At 36.7% G+C, this 17,394-nt stretch carries 23 protein-coding genes and 1 pseudogene; 8 read left to right on the top strand and 16 right to left on the bottom strand.

The genetic code is table 11. From position 1 onward, the window contains the following. The first annotated feature begins 209 nt into the window (after positions 1-209). Positions 210-1,614, top strand: a pseudogene (gene gdhA / locus J536_RS13660) (NADP-specific glutamate dehydrogenase). Between the two features lie 54 nt (positions 1,615-1,668). Here gdhA and J536_RS13655 read toward each other — a convergent pair. From J536_RS13655 to J536_RS13635, 5 genes are all read right to left on the bottom strand, one after another. Next, complete coding sequence (locus tag J536_RS13655) at positions 1,669-2,778, bottom strand: META and DUF4377 domain-containing protein (protein WP_032063129.1); 1,110 nt, start codon at positions 2,776-2,778, stop codon at positions 1,669-1,671. Between the two features lie 167 nt (positions 2,779-2,945). Next, positions 2,946-3,722, bottom strand: coding sequence for a DODA-type extradiol aromatic ring-opening family dioxygenase (locus J536_RS13650; protein ID WP_032063128.1), 777 nt, complete (start codon positions 3,720-3,722; stop codon positions 2,946-2,948). A gap of 112 nt (positions 3,723-3,834) precedes the next feature. Next, a complete protein-coding gene (gene rlmH / locus J536_RS13645; protein ID WP_002054393.1) occupies positions 3,835-4,314 on the bottom strand; it encodes a 23S rRNA (pseudouridine(1915)-N(3))-methyltransferase RlmH in 480 nt (159 codons plus the stop codon). A gap of 303 nt (positions 4,315-4,617) precedes the next feature. After that, positions 4,618-7,047, bottom strand: coding sequence for an endopeptidase La (gene lon, locus J536_RS13640; RefSeq protein WP_002117591.1), 2,430 nt, complete (start codon positions 7,045-7,047; stop codon positions 4,618-4,620). A gap of 444 nt (positions 7,048-7,491) precedes the next feature. Then, the gene (locus J536_RS13635; protein WP_032063127.1) at positions 7,492-8,076 is read right to left on the bottom strand and encodes a 5-formyltetrahydrofolate cyclo-ligase; all 585 of its coding nucleotides are present in this window, start codon (positions 8,074-8,076) and stop codon (positions 7,492-7,494) included. A gap of 240 nt (positions 8,077-8,316) precedes the next feature. On the opposite strand from J536_RS13635, the gene J536_RS13630 reads away from it, so the two are divergent. The 3 genes from J536_RS13630 to J536_RS13625 all read left to right on the top strand — a co-directional run bounded on the left by J536_RS13630 (position 8,317) and on the right by J536_RS13625 (position 9,301). Continuing rightward, positions 8,317-8,661: a hypothetical protein gene (locus tag J536_RS13630; RefSeq protein ID WP_017398660.1), complete on the top strand. Its 345-nt coding sequence runs from the start codon at positions 8,317-8,319 to the stop codon at positions 8,659-8,661. A 112-nt stretch (positions 8,662-8,773) separates the two neighbouring features. Next, entirely contained in the window at positions 8,774-8,887 is a 114-nt protein-coding gene (locus J536_RS25160; RefSeq protein ID WP_002117788.1) for a hypothetical protein, read from the top strand. Positions 8,888-8,980: 93 nt separating this feature from the next. Continuing rightward, positions 8,981-9,301, top strand: coding sequence for a hypothetical protein (locus J536_RS13625; protein ID WP_032063126.1), 321 nt, complete (start codon positions 8,981-8,983; stop codon positions 9,299-9,301). A 430-nt stretch (positions 9,302-9,731) separates the two neighbouring features. On the opposite strand, the gene J536_RS13620 is transcribed toward J536_RS13625, so the two are convergent. From J536_RS13620 to J536_RS13570, 11 genes are all read right to left on the bottom strand, one after another. Next, the gene (locus tag J536_RS13620; protein ID WP_032063125.1) at positions 9,732-9,980 is read right to left on the bottom strand and encodes a helix-turn-helix domain-containing protein; all 249 of its coding nucleotides are present in this window, start codon (positions 9,978-9,980) and stop codon (positions 9,732-9,734) included. Between the two features lie 4 nt (positions 9,981-9,984). Then, complete coding sequence (locus tag J536_RS13615) at positions 9,985-10,269, bottom strand: hypothetical protein (RefSeq protein ID WP_032063123.1); 285 nt, start codon at positions 10,267-10,269, stop codon at positions 9,985-9,987. Further along, a complete protein-coding gene (locus tag J536_RS13610; RefSeq protein ID WP_050680428.1) occupies positions 10,266-10,676 on the bottom strand; it encodes a DUF551 domain-containing protein in 411 nt (136 codons plus the stop codon). Before J536_RS13610 ends, J536_RS13615 begins: the two co-directional genes overlap by 4 nt. Continuing rightward, positions 10,677-10,973, bottom strand: coding sequence for a hypothetical protein (locus J536_RS13605; protein ID WP_032063121.1), 297 nt, complete (start codon positions 10,971-10,973; stop codon positions 10,677-10,679). After that, positions 10,973-11,965: a hypothetical protein gene (locus J536_RS13600; RefSeq protein WP_032063120.1), complete on the bottom strand. Its 993-nt coding sequence runs from the start codon at positions 11,963-11,965 to the stop codon at positions 10,973-10,975. The genes J536_RS13605 and J536_RS13600 overlap by 1 nt, the downstream gene beginning before the upstream one ends. Then, positions 11,962-13,080 (bottom strand): ATP-binding protein, encoded by a 1,119-nt coding sequence (locus J536_RS13595; protein ID WP_032063119.1) that lies wholly within the window; start codon positions 13,078-13,080, stop codon positions 11,962-11,964. The genes J536_RS13600 and J536_RS13595 overlap by 4 nt, the downstream gene beginning before the upstream one ends. Before the next feature lie 13 nt (positions 13,081-13,093). Then, a complete protein-coding gene (locus tag J536_RS13590; RefSeq protein ID WP_032063118.1) occupies positions 13,094-13,420 on the bottom strand; it encodes a hypothetical protein in 327 nt (108 codons plus the stop codon). Between the two features lie 2 nt (positions 13,421-13,422). Then, positions 13,423-13,863, bottom strand: coding sequence for a hypothetical protein (locus J536_RS13585; RefSeq protein WP_032063117.1), 441 nt, complete (start codon positions 13,861-13,863; stop codon positions 13,423-13,425). Positions 13,864-14,082: 219 nt separating this feature from the next. Further along, entirely contained in the window at positions 14,083-14,298 is a 216-nt protein-coding gene (locus J536_RS13580; RefSeq protein WP_032063116.1) for a KTSC domain-containing protein, read from the bottom strand. Positions 14,299-14,479: 181 nt separating this feature from the next. Next, positions 14,480-14,782, bottom strand: coding sequence for a hypothetical protein (locus J536_RS13575; protein ID WP_032063115.1), 303 nt, complete (start codon positions 14,780-14,782; stop codon positions 14,480-14,482). An 83-nt stretch (positions 14,783-14,865) separates the two neighbouring features. Then, positions 14,866-15,531: a LexA family protein gene (locus tag J536_RS13570; protein WP_032063114.1), complete on the bottom strand. Its 666-nt coding sequence runs from the start codon at positions 15,529-15,531 to the stop codon at positions 14,866-14,868. A 104-nt stretch (positions 15,532-15,635) separates the two neighbouring features. Between J536_RS13570 and J536_RS13565 the strand changes: the two genes are divergently transcribed. The 4 genes from J536_RS13565 to J536_RS13555 form a co-directional block, all read left to right on the top strand. After that, a complete protein-coding gene (locus J536_RS13565) occupies positions 15,636-15,824 on the top strand; it encodes a hypothetical protein (RefSeq protein WP_032063113.1) in 189 nt (62 codons plus the stop codon). A 10-nt stretch (positions 15,825-15,834) separates the two neighbouring features. After that, positions 15,835-16,155 (top strand): hypothetical protein, encoded by a 321-nt coding sequence (locus J536_RS0104495; RefSeq protein WP_032063112.1) that lies wholly within the window; start codon positions 15,835-15,837, stop codon positions 16,153-16,155. 59 nt (positions 16,156-16,214) lie between these two features. Then, positions 16,215-16,544 (top strand): hypothetical protein, encoded by a 330-nt coding sequence (locus J536_RS13560; RefSeq protein ID WP_032063111.1) that lies wholly within the window; start codon positions 16,215-16,217, stop codon positions 16,542-16,544. Beyond that, positions 16,541-17,394, top strand: an 854-nt coding sequence (locus J536_RS13555) for a helix-turn-helix domain-containing protein (protein WP_032063110.1), incomplete at its 3' end; no start/stop codon positions are given. The genes J536_RS13560 and J536_RS13555, both read left to right, overlap by 4 nt.

The raw sequence follows: 17,394 nt of genomic DNA, 5'->3' as shown, positions 1-17,394 counted from the left end.
ATTTTAACGAATTTATTGGCTTTTTGATTGACCTAAAATGTAGCCAATATTGCACAATAATGGATCAATAAAAATGAAAAGATAAATTAATATTTCTTATTTTTAAGTAGTTTTTCTAAAAATAACTTTTTGATAATTAAGGTAAATAAAATAATTTAAAATAAGTATTGTTAAAATTGATGGAAAGGGATTTAATATTTTGCTGCTAAATGATGCATTTAAAAAATGTATTGCACCAATTTAATTCATTACTATGCTGAGGACCGTGCATTGAAATACAACAACCTGAATGAATTCCTGAATTACGTGCAAGCGCGTGATCCGCATCAACCTGAGTTCTTACAAGCTGTCGAAGAAGTAATGACGAGTTTGTGGCCATTCATTGAAAAAAATCCGGAATATGCAGAGCAGGGATTGCTAGAACGTTTGGTTGAACCTGAGCGTGTGATTCAATTCCGTGTTTCATGGATGGATGATCAAGGCCAGACTCAAGTTAACCGTGCTTTTCGCGTTCAATACAATTCAGCAATTGGTCCATTCAAAGGTGGAATGCGTTTCCATCCATCGGTCAATCTATCAATTTTAAAATTTTTAGGTTTTGAGCAGACTTTTAAAAACTCACTTACTACTTTACCAATGGGTGGGGGGAAAGGTGGTTCAGATTTTGATCCTAAAGGTAAATCTGATGCTGAAATTATGCGCTTCTGTCAGGCACTCATGATTGAACTTTATCGCCATTTAGGACCAAATACGGATATTCCTGCGGGTGATATTGGTGTGGGTGCGCGTGAAGTGGGTTACATGGCTGGCATGATGAAAAAGCTGAGTAATGACACCGCTTGTGTTTTTACCGGTAAGGGAATTTCATTTGGTGGTAGCTTAATGCGTCCTGAAGCAACTGGTTATGGTACGGTTTATTTTGCAGAAGAAATGCTAAAAGCCCGTGGACAATCTTTTGCTGGTAAAACTGTTTCTGTTTCAGGCTCTGGTAACGTTGCACAATATGCGGCAGAGAAGGCAATGTTTTTAGGTGCGAAAGTGGTTACTTTATCGGACTCTAATGGCACAGTTTATTTAAAAAATGGCTTTACAGATGAGTTACTAGCTGAAGTTATGGAACTCAAAAACGTTAAACGTGGCCGGATTTCAGAGTTCGCTTCTAAACATGGTTTTGAATATTTTGAAGGAAAAACGCCTTGGCATATTCCTGTCGATATTGCTTTACCATGTGCTACACAAAATGAATTAACAGGTGAAGACGCTAAAACGCTTATTGCAAATGGTGTCATTTGTGTAGCTGAAGGCGCTAATATGCCATCTACACTTGAAGCAGTTGAACACTTTATCGAAGCGAAAATTTTATATGCCCCAGGTAAAGCATCTAATGCGGGTGGGGTGGCAACTTCTGGTTTAGAAATGTCTCAAAATGCAATTCGTTTAGGCTGGACCCATGCTGAGGTCGATGAACGCTTACATGCAATTATGAAAGATATTCATGCCAATTGTGTTAGATACGGTACTAAAGAAGACGGTAGTGTGAACTATGTAGACGGTGCCAATATTGCCGGTTTTGTAAAAGTTGCTGATGCAATGCTTGCTCAAGGTATTTTCTAATATAGAAATAAAAAAATCCGATGCTTAAGCATCGGATTTTTTTAGTCTAAAAACTTATTTTTTAGGTTTTTTTACTAACTCTTGTTCTACAACCATATCTAATACATCTGCTTGACTAGATTGGTCTGCAGCTGGGTTTTTCACTTCAAAACGTTTTACACGTAAAATTACGCGTTGGTCTGGTTTGTGTTCAAAACCTTCGATTTGACCGTAATATAATGACCAGTTTTTGTCTGCGTAAGTTTTAACGCCTTTCTCGTCATATTTAATTTCACGAACTTGCATACAAGTTTGTGGCGCAACACCAGTACAAGATTTAGTTTCTGGAGCTACTTCTAGGAAAACTGTTTTTCCTTCAGATTGATACTTTGCTTCAGGTGTCATTTTGCCTGTGAAAGTATATTTCTGGCCTTGAGCATCAGATACTGTCAATGTTGGTTGATCAACATTTGTAGTATTGAGTTCAAATGGAATTGCACGTTTTTGGAAGAGGCTGCTAGAGAACTGTTCCTGTTTCATTAAAGCAGGTTCACACGCCATCATCGTCGACATTACGTCAGCTGTTACAATCGTATTATTTTCAACTTTCCAAGTTGTTCCTTGGCGGTTACAACCTGTTGCGATAGATAGACGATCATTTGTAAAGTTAAGAACGATTGGTTTTTTTGTATTTTCAGGCTGATATGACCAAGAGTAATCTGTTAAAGCTTGAGTATTAACTGCTTTTTGACCTTGGAAAATGTGTTTTTGACCAGTTTTATCTGTCACCGTTAAAATCACCTGACCATTAGTGTTGCTAATTTCAATTGGTAATTTTGCTTCATTAAAGATGCTATTCGACAATTGTTCTTGTTTCATTAAATCATCTTGGCAAGCCATCATAGTTGAAACTAGATTCGAAGTAACAAGTTGGTTGCCTTCAACTTTCCAAGTACCGCCTTGGCCATTACAGCCCGTATTAATGGCTAATTTACCATCTGCATTAAAGTTAAGAATAAGTGGTTTAGAAGCTTTTACATTTTGATAAGTCCATGCATATTCACCTAAAGTGGTTGCAAGGTTTTGTTGTTGCTCAGAAACAATTGGAGCAGGAGTATTAGTAACTGTTTGACACGCCATCAAAGAAAAAGGTAATAACGCAAGAATTAAATATTTAATTTTCATTTAAAAACTTCAAGTAAAAAAACAACAGTAATAAGCTTAAAACATTCTTAAAAAAAGAAAATGTAAACATTTGATTGTTTCGGTTTTTAAAATGTATAAGTTTGTAAATTATTCTAATTTTCAACAAAAATAATGGTATACCCCGCAAAACGGGGTTTTCTTAATAATTAATCAAAACGATAGATGTCCATTCCTAATGAGCCCATTGTGAAGCTACTATGAACAATCGTAAAGCGATTGCCTGTACCCATAGCAAAAAACAAAGGTGCAAAATGTTCAAGCGTAGGGTGGTTGCGTTTCACAAACGGCAGTGATTGCCAGGCTAAAACTCCATCATAATCTTGATGGGAAAGCTTATTAACGACAGTATTTCTAAAAGTTGAAGCCCATTCAGGAACTTTAGAGTTGTCGCCTTGCCAAGATAATTCTGCAAGATTATGAGTAATACTTCCCGAACCAATGAGTAAAATTTGTTTGTCACGTAAAGGGGCAAGCGTTTGTCCTATACGATAAATTTCTTGTGCACTTAAATTTGATGGCAAAGAAATTTCGACTACAGGAATGTCTGCATCTGGGTACATATGCAATAAAGGCATCCATACGCCATGATCACGAGGACGGGTACTATTGGCATGTGCAACAAAGTGAGCATCGGCCAATAATTTTAAGATTTCTTCTGCTAATGCTGGTTCGCCAGGCGCACTGTAGCGAATTTCATATAACTCTTTAGGAAATCCACGGAAGTCATGCCACGTTTCAGGACGAGTCGAAATACTTACTTCAAGTGCTTTACTTTCCCAGTGCGCAGACATCACAATGATTGCCTTAGGTATAGGAAGATTTGTACCTAAGCGATGTAGAGCAGGTCCCACTTGTTCCGGATCAAGTGCAAGCATGGGCGAGCCATGAGAAATAAACAGTCCAGGAAGCGTTTGTAGTTCCATTTCATTACACCTGATTTGAAAAGCAGAATAATAAGTATTATGCCAAAATCAGAACATGTTAAAAGTATCCAGATTTCAACGGATTGTTCTTAAAATGAAACGTTTGTTCCTTTTATGCACGGTGATAAGGATGATTGTGATTAATACTCATCGCTCGGTAAAGCTGCTCGATTAATAAAACACGTACCAACGGATGGGGCATCGTAAGTTTTGAAAGTGACCAATGCCAAGCGGCAGCTTTACGTACCTGATCGGATAAACCATCTGGACCACCAATCGCAAGTGCTACATCATTACCCTCAAGCATCCATTGTTTCATTGTATCAGCTAATTTTTCTGTACTTAGTTCCCGACCACCAACTTCAAGAGCAATTAAGGTTTCATTGGGTTTTAAAGCATTTAAAATACTTTCGCCTTCAATTTGGCAATACTTTAAAATATCCGCTTCTGAATCATTCTTACCACGTTTGGCCATAGGTAGTTCAATAACTTGGGTTTGAACAAAAGGTTGGATGCGTTTGAAATAATCTTCAAAACCAGTAAGAACCCAAGCAGGCATTTTTTGACCAATGGTCAGAATACGAATTTTCATGTTATCTATTCATTCAAATACAGCTGGCGCATTATACCTGATGAATGAAAGTATCTGACGATCTAAAAAGCTGGCATAAAAAACGCAGTCCAAAAAACAGTGTTGGACTGCGATCAAATGATCATCTGTCTGGAGTTCAGATGATCATAGAGAATAAAAACAAGGCTATCTAAGAATTAGATAGTTAAGAGTACTCATTTATTTAAATACTCTTATTACCTATTATGAGGATGGTTGGATATTTTTCAATCAAATTGTGTAACAAAAAAAAGAGAGCCGAAGCTCTCTTTTTTATATTTTTAATTAGTGACGTGCTGCTTTTGAGCCTTCCACCGGTTTTACAATCGGTGTTTTAGGTAAAGGCTTTGGCATCGAAACTAATGCTAAAGGTAAGATGTCATCAATACTTTTCACAGCTTTGATTTCTAAACCTTCTTTAACATTCGCAGGAATTTCTGCTAAGTCACGAACGTTATCTTGAGGAATAAAGACAAGCTTGATTCCACCGCGGTGTGCTGCAAGAAGTTTTTCTTTTAAGCCACCAATACGCATTGCACGACCACCTAAGCTTGTTTCACCAGTCATTGCAATATCAGGACGAATTGCAATACCTGTAAATGCCGATACAAGCGCAGTTGTTAATGCTAAACCAGCAGATGGACCATCTTTTGGTGTTGCACCTTCAGGTAAGTGAACGTGTACATCAGTTTCTTCAAAACGAGAAGCTTCAATACCTAACTCATCCGCACGTGTACGCACTAAAGTCATTGCTGTAGTAATAGATTCTTTCATTACGTCACCGAGTGAACCGGTTGTAATGAATTTACCTTTACCTTTAACCGCTGCAACTTCAATGGTAAGTAACTCACCACCTACAGATGTCCAAGCTAGACCATTTACACGTCCCACTTGTGCTTCATCTTCTGCAATACCAAAGTCAAACTTATGTGGACCTAAGTATTCTGGAAGATTGGCAGAAGTCACATCAAGCTGTAAGTTTTTAGACTTTTTACTTACTGCTTCTTTTACCACTTTACGTGCAATTTTAGACACTTCACGTTCTAAACTACGTACACCAGCTTCACGTGTATAACGTTGAACAATGTCACGGATCGCTTCTTCATGAATTGTTAACTCTTTTGGACGTAGACCATTGTTCTTAATTGCTTTTGGAACAAGATAACGTTCAGCAATGTTAACTTTCTCATCTTCGGTATAACCCGGTAGACGAATAACTTCCATACGGTCAAGCAAGGCTTCTGGAATATTCATACTGTTTGCAGTACAGATGAACATCACTTCAGATAGGTCAAGATCAAGATCTAAATAGTGATCGTTGAACTTGCTATTTTGTGATGGATCTAATACTTCAAGCAATGCAGAAGCAGGATCGCCACGGTAGTCTTGCGCCATCTTGTCAATTTCGTCGAGTAAGAACAATGGATTCTTCACGCCAACTTTTGTTAAAGATTGCACAATTTTACCTGGCATCGCACCAATATAAGTACGACGGTGACCACGAATTTCAGCTTCGTCACGTACACCACCAAGTGCCATACGAACAAATTCACGACCTGTTGCTTTCGCAACAGACTCACCAAGTGAAGTTTTACCTACACCAGGAGGGCCTACTAAACATAGAATCGGACCTTTGAGCTTTTTAACACGCGACTGAACAGCTAAGTATTCAACAATACGGTCTTTAACATCATCTAAGCCGTAGTGATCTGTATCGAGAATTTCCTGTGCTTTCGCAAGGTTGATACTCACTTTGCTCGCTTTATTCCACGGCGTATCTAAAATTACTTCTAGATAGTTGCGTACAACAGCTGCTTCACTAGACGCTGGTTGCATTGCTTTAAGCTTACGGAACTCAGCTTCAGCTTTTTTACGTACGTGTTCAGGTAAATCAGCTTCAGCAAGACGTTTCTCTATTTCAGCAACGTCATCTTCAGCACCGCCATTCATGTCAGAAAGTTCACGTTGAATGACTTTCATTTTTTCATTTAGAAAGTATTCACGTTGGTTTTTTTCCATTTGGCGTTTTACGCTGTCATGCAAAGTTTGTTCAATTTGCTGTTCAGCAGATTGATTTACCAAGTAGCTCATAAGCTCTTGCAAATGTGCTTCAAACTCATCGTGCTCTAAAAACTTCTGTTTAATTTCAATATTTAGAGGCACACGTGTTGCTACGAAGAACATGAGTTGTAGCAAGTCTTCAATTTTATTAGCCGCAGCAACGAGTTCGCGTGCATTACGTAATTTTGCTTCAGCATATTGAGCAAATAAAGTACGTAACTCTTGCAAACGAGTTTCTTGAGTAGCTTTATCTACGTTAATTGTCATTGGACTTAAGCTGTGTTCAGCAGTCAAATGGCTATCTTCATCGATAATCTTTTCAAGTTTAGAGCGATGTAAACCTTCAATAAGTACTTTAATGCAGTTTTCATCATTCTCATGATTTACGACTTGAACAATCTTAGCGACAGTTCCGTACTGATAAAGGTTATCGTGATCAATTTCTTCTGTAAGCGAATCTTTTTGCGCAACTACAAATACTAAATTGTCACTGTTACGAGCCACATCAACTGCATTGATCGATTTTTCACGACCCACGAATAACGCAATTTGCATGTGTGGGTAAACCACAACATCACGCAACGCTAAAAGTGGTAATACACTTGGAACCTGAGGCTCTAAGTCAGTTTTTTCATTCATAATAAGTTCAGACATGGGCACTCCTAATGAGTGACAACGAGGTTGCCATGTTTTTTATAGTGATGTGTATTTTAAAAATTACAAGGGCCTCACTAGAGAAAATGTGGAAAAAAGGACTAATTTAGTCAACTTTTTTTAAAAAATGTTATGAATCAAGAGATTAATTCTTAAGAAGAATAAAATTTTGTAGAAAGGATAGGTAATTTAGCTTAATAATTATGAAATATTCATATAGTAAAAAAGACGTTTGGATGGAAAATAACCATTTTCTTATGTCATTTGTCGGCATTGTATAATTAACAATAATGCAAAACTTATTTAATATTGAACATTAAATAGCCGTGTTACTATAAGTTGGTAAATCGGTCTGTCACGTAGAAGTAACCATCCTTAGGGTGGTTACTTTTATGATTTTAGGGGCATTAAAAACTTAAGACTAATTTTAATTTTCTATAAATATTATCTTTTAAAATAATAAATATGTTGAGGGGTGAGTAAAGCATCTAATGGCTGATCCCAACTCTGACGTTTTAAAGTATGTTCGATAAATTGAAATTGATGAGCTAACCCTAAACGATAAGGTTTGTGTTTTGCACTTGCCAAGGTACGATCATAATAACCACCTCCCATGCCAATACGCGTACCATATCGATCACATGCCAGAAGTGGCATGATCAATAAATCAAGTGATGAAACATGTTTTGCTCTAGTTGCCATCGGTTCTTTCATTCCCAATGGGTGATGCGAAAAACGTCGGTTTATATATTGGTTTTTAGATATTTTTACCCAGACTAAACGCTGGTTCATTGAACAAATCATCGGTAAATAAACTTGCTTATTCTTTTTAAAACATAATTCTATGAGAAGCTCTGTGTGAACTTCTCCAAAGGCATGCAAATATAAACCAATTTTTTTGGAAGAATGAAAAATAGGCAGGGTATTTAAATGATGAAGAACATTAAGCTGAGCTTGTTTTTGCTCAAATGAACTTAAAGAACGTCTTTTAGATCTTAAATTTTTTCTAATAAAGCTGAGTTCATTCATGTATAAATCTAACTAAGATTAAAGATCAGTCGTGCAAAATTATACCTATTTTTCGACAGCTTTATGGAAATAGAAGGGTAATTCGAAAATAACTTAAATTCGTTAGACCAAAAGTCATAAATTGATCTGATCTATTGTGTTTAACTATTAAAAATTCTATTTCTTTACGTATTGTCAGTATTTCTTTACATTTAATAAGGTTAAGTATATTTAAAAGATTAATGCAGAATTGTTAAGCCTATGAAGTTGAAAATTTTAACCATTACAATAAGTATTGGTCTGCTACTTGGTGGATGTACGAAACAAGCCGAACCTGAAGCGGCAGAAGTTGATTATAAAGCTCAATTTGAAGAATCAGATCGTAAAATAGGAGAGTTTTTAGATCAACTAGATAACCCGAATACACCGCAAGAAGTTAAAGTCAAAATCTTATGTCATGACTATCCAGAAGTTTATAAGACCCAATATATGCCTGCCTTAATAAAAATTTCGCCTAAACCTTATACTGAAGAGAAATTATTATCGGATTTGAAAAGTGCGACTGACTACTATAAGGATGCTTTTGCGATTAGATGCACTCAATAATTTTGTATTGAATTTAATCTCAAAAAATCCGATAAATGTGAATTGATTGGCATTATTGGATTGTGGTAAATTTTCTTCTGTCTTTATAAGTGAAAGTTTAGGGGATTTAGATATGGAAATCTTAAAGTTCTTACAGAGTTTTAATACAGTTGGTACCTACTTAACGATCGCTTCAACCGTTTTAGTAGGTCTAATTATTTATTTTTATGTGATTAATCCAGCATAAAAACCTTTAAAAGAAATAGGGGGCAATTTCCTATTTCTTTATTAATAATAAAATTTTGTAATTAATTTAAAGCTATAAAAATAAGGTAGGTATATGAAATTTAAATTATTTTTTCTTAGTTTTTTAGCTTTTGGCTGTTATGCCGATGAAAGTGTAAATGACCCCGAAATTTGTAATGTGGTAAAGAAAGTTTCTTATACTGTCATGGAAGCGCGTCAACAAAAAGTCCCATCTGAAGACTTGCAGCATATAGCGAATAGTCTTGAAGATCCAAAGGCAAAACAACTTTATCAAGATTTAATTACTTCTGCTTACTCAACCAAAGTATTCAAGACCAGCTTCTTTAAAAGAAAAGCGATAGAAGATTTTCAAACAGCTTGGTATCAAGAATGCCTGAGTAGAAAAGAAAAGTAATTTTGAATTCAGAGACTCATTCATCTCTAAAATAATAATGTCATGCATTATTAAATGCTTGAGAAAAAGATCGTACCGACAGGTCTGTATTGAAAGGCTAATTGAAATAAATTTTTGAACTTTTATTATTTTATTAAAAATAAATGCTCCGAAGATGCCGCTGCATGTGTCGTTACCCTGAACCCGATGAGTTCTCGGGTAAAAGTGATTTTATAGCACTACGAAACGATATTAGAGCATATATTAGCATATGAAAAGTATTTTTAAGTATTTGTATTTTAATAAAAACACCTAAAACAATACTAAACCTCATGTCATAATTCGACAATATACTTAATTTGCCTACTATCTGCCTATTTATTCAAATTTGCCTATTTTTAATGGTTTTTAGCCTATTGTTTGCCTATTAAATTTTTACAAAAAAAGGCGGTTAAACCGCCATTTGTGATGTTGATTGGATGCGCTGCCGTTCAATATAAGCTAAAACATCAGCTTTTTTATAAATAATTTTTCGATAGTGAACTTTTGCAAAAGGAATGCCGCCACCTTCACAGCGCTTTTTCTGCAACCATGAGGTTGAAACATCAAGTATTGCCGCAAGTGATTCTGGTGAAAATTCTTCATCATCATTGGCGGCATTAAATTTATCAATCTCAGCTTGTTTATCAATACATTTCATTTTGTTAGTTCCTCAATTCATTGCGTTCTTGTTTCAAACGCATCACTAAATTATTCAGGGTAACGTTCACCGTCTTTTCAAAATTCTTAGTTGATTGAAATTCAGCAAACTGAGATAGAGCTAAACCAAAAATGTGGTATGCAAATACTTTTGCTGCTTCAGGATTGTTTTTAAGTAGCTCTTCAGTACTTGGGCAAATAATATTTTGAAAGATATGTGCTGCTACTTCAGCAGGTGTGCCTTCAAAGCGGCTCGGATTCAAATTTACTTCACCTATAACTTTACTCATCCTTCAGCTCCAATTTCATTAGGTATATTCATTAGTGGCTTCCAAAGGGTAACTTTCTCAAAATCCAAATCCCAGCCATCAAGTAACTCACTCCACCATGCAAGACCTTCATCTCCTTGATATAGGCCTGCTTGAATAATATTTCCCTTAAATACAACCAGGACATCAGTTTCTAATTCAGGAAGTTGTTCTTTAACTGAAATCCACTCTGGCACCGCCTGAGCTTTGGCTTTTTCTTGCCATGAATACCAAGCACCATTTATGAAATAAACACAATGCAAGTGATCAGGCTTATTAGACTTATAGTTCATGCTTAAAGTAGAGAAGTAAAATTCTTCATTGACCAAAATACTTTTTATCTGTGGCAACGCCTCAAAAGCCTCTCTTTCCTTATTCAAATCGATCATTCAAGCCACCATCTTATAAATACGTTTAACTTCGTGATTCAGCTCATCCATTGCTGAACGACCTTCTTTGAAATACTTCAAAAGCATTAATTTGTAGCGCTCTTGAGCTGCTTTGTTCATCACACCTTCATTGGTCAAGGTGAGAGTGGCTTTATTACTTTTAATAAGGTTTACGCCGAGAGGTGTGCCTCTACCGCGATAACCTGCATTCACATTGAAGACAATGAACTTCTCGAAAAGCTGCTGGGGTAGCAGCTTTGGTTCGAAAAGAAACTCAGGAATATTCTCTTTCGACATTAGAACGGTTCCTCCAGTAAGTAATCTGGATCGTTAGAAGGCAGGCTTTCTAATTCAGCTCTACGCTTTCTTACGTATCCCATAAGCTTTGGTTGAATCTGTGGATCACGAGCAGACACATCAATTTCAAGTGTATCCAAGGTAGTAAGATCTGGTGCATTCTGGATCTGAACCATTAGAGAAGGCGGTTCACTCTCTACAGGCTTTTCATCCGCGAGTTCTGTTAAACGCTTATGAGTAGCTTTGAGCAAAGGGTCCATTTGTTTCTCAGACCAAGTACGGGTATAGCGATAAACAGCATTTACTTCGGCAGGTGTTTTTGACTCAGATACGCGCTGTAAAAGAGTCTCTAATGTTTTTTGATATTCTGGATCTAATGTTGAGTTATTAGTTTCTGGAACTAATAGATCCTCAGAAGCGGTGACATTGGTTTGCTCAGTAATAATAATTGAGGCCTGATTTGCTTCAGCAATAACTTCAGAAGTCTTTTCTGAAACTACTGTTTGTTCAGTTTTTACCTCATGCTTTTTATTAGTACGCTTTTTAGATTTTTTATCTTCAGCCTCTAGCATTTCAACTGTTTTAAGAGGGGCATCGTTTATTGATTTACCTCCTAATAATTTGCAAAGTGCTTCATACTGTAATCGGGCATTATCTAAATCACGTTGTGCAAAGCCACCATCAACCATTGTGACAATGCCATAACCCACACCTTGATAAATATGCTTCTCAATAAAACCAGCGGGATTAATAACAAATACTTCTGTACCAACTTCTAATTCATCAACAGTTAAAGGCTTGGTAAGTGTGATGCCAGCTAATTCAATGGTTTCAATCTTTAAACAGAATTCAAAGCCCGGTCTACCAAAAACAGAAGCAGTGAATTGATCCAAGTCTTCAAAATCCGACATGTCGTCAGCGTAACGACAAAGAACAGTTTTACCCTTTTGAAGAGCTGCAAATGCTTCAGATGCGGTTAATAAATTTTTCATGCAGTCATCTCACCTTTTGCAATATTTTCAATATCTTGTTTTACTGCTTGTAATTTCTCGGCTTCAATTTGTATAAGGGCGTCTATTCCCAAGTATTCACAAACTGATTTAACGTCTAATCCACATGCATCTATGAATGATTGAAGTTCATCGCGCTGTTCTTCACTAATAGTTGAAGGTAAAACTTCCAGTTCCAGCCACTTCCTTTTTTCTTTGTTGTAGGTGAATCCAAGGTTAGTTGCGTAGTGCTTCATGCATTCCCACATGTTTTTAATATGTGGATGGTTTTGATCTAACGTTTCCAGCAATGCATTGAAATCAGAAGGGTATTGAGATTCTTCACACGATTTATTCCACTGCTCCCATTCTTGCTGCAATTTCATAGTTACCTGCTGCTCAGGGGTAAGGGTGTTAAGATGGTCCTTAGTACGCTGAATCAAGTTAGCCATAAAATTAGCGTTCTCTGGCTTACGTAAATCAGGAACAATAATATTTCCTAACGCACCAGAATCTTTAGTGTGAAAACCTTCACCACCTTTAAACTTAAGTACTTTGTTAGTATTACCTTTTGCATCAGTTTCTTCAGCAAGATAGGCCATAGCATCAGCTAGGCGATAAATCTCTTGGCGGTTTTTACCGCCTAGATCTGGGCGTACTAAAGTCAATGTATCGTTTTTATCTTCAGTAGCATGTGCAATGAAAATGACATCTTTGCCAAATCCAATTAGTTTATTGACGAATAAACTAAACATATTGTTTGCAACGCCTTGAACATTTAGTTTTAAAGAACCATCACTTTTAGTATTTTTCTGATTGCTGGCTAGGTGAGCTTTAATCAAATCAAGTACACGACCGATAGTATCGAAGACAACTGTGTTGTATGGGGCTAAGTCATTTTCCGTGATATTAGCAATATCAAGCCAAGTCTCAGCTACAACAACATCACCGCGACGATTAGCACCTGTACGATAAGCACCTTTGTCAGCATCGATAATTAAGGGTTTATCAGCAGTCATACCTAAAGTTGTTTTATGCATGCCTGGGTCGCCATAGAAATAAACCTTAATGGCGTTTACCAAAATAGGTTGAGAAGGACGAATAATATTTAAAGCCATAATATTTTTGCTCCTATCGACTGCCAGTAAAGCCGCGTTCTTGCTTATACGTTTTGCGGTCCTGAGAAGAGATATTTGTTTCAAGTAGCTTTATAGCGAGCTGCTTTCTACGTTGAAAATCAATTTCTTGTGTGAGCACTTCCCAAACTTTCGGATATTCAGTTTTGAACTTCTCAACATCTAAAGGGGTTTTAACGCCATCCTTGTTGTTTTTGTACAGCACTTCGCCATTAGCGTTTGAAGTAAATACTTGCCAGCCTATGCGAACTGAATAGAGACCCTTTTCATCACGGCCCAAGTAAGACTTGTACCCGTCAGGGTGTTTTTTGAAATCAGTCATGATTAAGCCTCCACCAACTTATTACGTTCGATGAAGCCTTTAAGCAGGGCATTAATATTGCGGTGATCGTTGTAATCAGTGAAATCACTGTAAGACTTACCATTTATATCGGTAATCTCATTAATTGTGAGCTGAGTTACATCAACCGCAGTGAATTCTGATCCTTGAACACCGTAGCTGTCAGGATGTGTCTCAAAGTCAAAACTCACATTTACACGAAAGTCATCAAGTTTGATAACAGCAATACCAGAGGTTTTACCTGTGATTTTTGCAGTTTGTACGCCGTAATCACTCGGCTGTATTTGTGATGTAAATGTGTAGGAATTAGAAGATAAGCCTGATTGTGCAGTTTTATATTCACAAGAAGCTAAACCAGCAATCAAAAACAAAGCTGTAAAGCCTGTCACTTTGATGTGGTTGAAAGGAATTGCATTTACGTTCATAATTGATCTCGCAAGTTACAAAGCACATCGAAAGGTCAGAGAGTCGGTGTGCTTTTTTGTTGTCTACGAGATAAATATTAACTGTGGTTAATTTTATAGTCAATAGTAAAGTTAACATTGGTTAATATTTATTATTAACTTTAATTTATTTTTTATTAGCCAAAAGAAAACCCACCGTGGCGGTGGGTTGAAAAAGACTGTGTTTAGTCGTGGTTTCATTTACACAAAAAGCTGAATCCGCTTAAATTTCTTATTAGCCTCAATATGGCTTCTATAAAATTTATCTTTGTCTTCTGAATCAATAAATTCTTTAAATGTGCTTGCTTCAAGAAGTCTATAAATAAACCTTTCACCAGTTCTAAGCACTACTGTCAATAAGAAGTGTTGGTAAAGAACATGGCTGATATTGCGGGAATTAACTTCAATTTTTTTCATATTTTGATCAATAATTATGCTAATTAGGGTGGTGACTAAATTGGTGATTTATCGGTATAACTTACTATTATTTATTGAAACAAGGATGGCGATTAAATCTAATAAATACAATTGATAGTAAAAGGATTTTTGTATGTGTTTTGAAGATCATTTCTTTCATTGCATCACTATCTCAATCGCATCATAACCCAGAATACTTTTCCAAAAATTCATCAATCCATTCTTGAGCTACTTCAAGATTGGTTATATCGGCTAACTTTAGATTAGTTTCTTCTGCTTCATTAAATCCTTCAATAATAGCTTCAAAAATATTGGCTTCGCTAATAACCTCGCGTGCCATTTCAGCAGCGTCATAGCTCTGCTTGGCTTTTTTAAGTGAGGTTATTTGTTTATCAATTCCTGCACCAATTTTTCCTAATGCCAACTTAAATTCTTGACGATTGATCGTTAGCGCAGTTTTTGATTTATTAAGTGTTGCGATCATTATGTTCTCTTTTTTTTAAATTTTAATAACTTAACTCGCTAAAACTGGCGTGCAGATCAGTATGTTGCGCCAGGTTCACAGTTTTAAGAATGTTTGGGTCTTGATCTTCTTTTTGCTCTGTATGTATATCGCATACAGTCAACAACTTGGCCTACAAAATGACAATGCTCATCCAAAGGAATGATATTCGGCTCAAATTTAGGATTTAGAGCCTGTAGAAAGCGAGAGCCATCCGTTTCGATAACAAGCTTTTTAAAAGTTGCATCTTCAAATCTTCGTACTACAACCATATCACCAGACTGCATATCACTATAGTAAACATCTGGATCAACAAGAATATAGTCACCTTCAAGAAAGTCTGGTTGATTACTAACGCCTTGAACTTTTAAATAAAAACAATTAGTACATTCATCTGGTAGAGGAAGCCACTCTTCAACTTGGGATAGGTCCACAGATTGAACATTCGTAAAAAGCCCTGCTTGAACCCATGAAAGTACAGGAGCTAATGTCGCTACTTTCTTTGAGATATTATTATCGATTTTTGGTTCTTCTTTACCACCATATAATAACCAATCATCAGAAACTTCTAAAAACTTTGCAATAACTTTTAAATTATCTGCGGTTGGAACACTTACTCCATCAAGCCATTTTTTAGCCGCGACTGGGGACTTCTTGGTTGCTCTTGCAAGATCAGCAGCTTTGAGCTTTTTTTCATCCATTTTTTGTTTAATGCGTTGGTGTAAAGACATAACAAAATTTCCAAAAACATTAACTAATGTTAATACACAGTATTGAAACTATGGTTAACAAGTGGTAAATTCCAACTATTAACTATAGTTAACTTGGTGTGACCATGAATCTTAGTGACTTAATGAATTATCACGGTTGTAAAAATAAAAGAGAGTTATCTAAAAAAACTGGATATTCGACTGTGACCCTATGGAAGTGGGAGAACAATGGAATACCAGCGACAACTCAAGCAGTTTTACAAATCAAATCAGATGGGAAGCTTAAAGCAGACCTAGAAGTATTAACCGCTTAGGAATTGAACCATGAGCAAATTATTAAATGAATTGCCTGCAAGCGCCAGCAATAACGAATCGCTCATATTGCAAGCATTAAATGCAAGTAACCAAAGACAAGTAGCAGAGAAGGTAAGAGTGGATGCAAGCATCCTTTCTCGAATGAAAACTGACAAGAAATCAAATGGATTGACTGAAGTTGAGTTTATTAGCTCTTTGTTGACAGCCATTGGCTTGAAGGTTGTACCAGAAAGTGATGTGTATTGTTCACCTGCAATTGCTGAGGCAACAAGAGTGTATTTGGCACATGCATTTACATCACCTGAGTACATGCGAATTTTATTCAAATAAAAACCACTGCCTGCGCGAACAGGAGTGGTTTCGGATTCATCAATTTGGGATCAATGAATATGCAAACTAATTTATCAAATCAAACGACTAAAGACAATCTGCAAGAACAGAAACGTCAGCAGATTATTCAATCTTGGTATGAACCAGCTCTTAGAACTTTAGAAGGATTGCTTGAAGTACGTAAGCAGAATTTGCGAGACCAAAAACGTGATGAAAAAAATGCTGCGGTAACACGTGAAGAGTTTATGCAAGCACTGTTAGATCAACATGGCAAACATGGGCTCTATCTCGGTCACGCTGGCCAAATTATCTCAAGTTTGTATCGAGCTAAACGGATCCGTTACTTAGGTAGCACTTTCATTCAGATGAATGAAGAGGGGGATAGATGAGCTTAGATGCAACAGTTTGGGCTTGGAAAACCCGTCAAAAACAAAAGGCGGGTGGTGCATTAAAACCACTTAAAAAATTAGTCCTTCTTTCGCTAGCTGATCGAGCTGGTGAAACTCATGAATGTTATCCAAGTATTGCCCGTTTGGTAGAAGACACTGAAATGGATCGTAAGACCGTTTTAAAAATCATTGATGAGCTAATTGAGGATGGATTTATTATCGATACAGGTAAACGTGAAGGTAGAACTAAGCAGGTAAAAGTATATCTTTTGATCGGAGTTAAAGGCCGTGAAACAGTGCCAACAACGGTACTCTTTGACACGGGAAATGATGATTTAAACAGTACCAACAATGGAACAGTTCCAACAACGGAACAGTTCCAACAATTCCATGAAAGAGTCCCAACAATTCCGTTAAACAGTCCCAACGTTGGGACACGGAATCTACCAAAGAATCTATCAGAAGAATCTAAAAATAAAAAAACATGGTTGAGTTTGAAAAAACTTGGTGAAGAAATTCTTTTGGCAACTGATCAGGAAACTTACGAGCAAATCAAAAAAGCCACTTGGTTCGATCGAGAGCTAAGAGCATTTGAACTCTACAACGCTGAGAAGAATCTTTGTGATGAACTCATGAATTACCACTTTGCAGATTGGTTAATCAACGCATGTGGTAAATACCAAGCTCGTGAACAGGCACCTTTCCGAAATTCTGGGTCGCAGGTTCGCTGCTCGCCGAGCGCACCGCACCAGTTGAGCGACAAACAGGTTCACGCCTTCGCTCAAAAACTTTCACAACATCCTGAGTTCGCAAGCCAGTTTGCAGCTGCAGGGGAAAGCTACGATCAACT

Source organism: Acinetobacter sp. 809848, from assembly GCF_000581275.1.
GTDB lineage: Bacteria > Pseudomonadota > Gammaproteobacteria > Pseudomonadales > Moraxellaceae > Acinetobacter > Acinetobacter pittii.
Note: the sequence above shows the minus strand (reverse complement) of the source record. Positions and strands in the feature narration are given on the sequence as shown.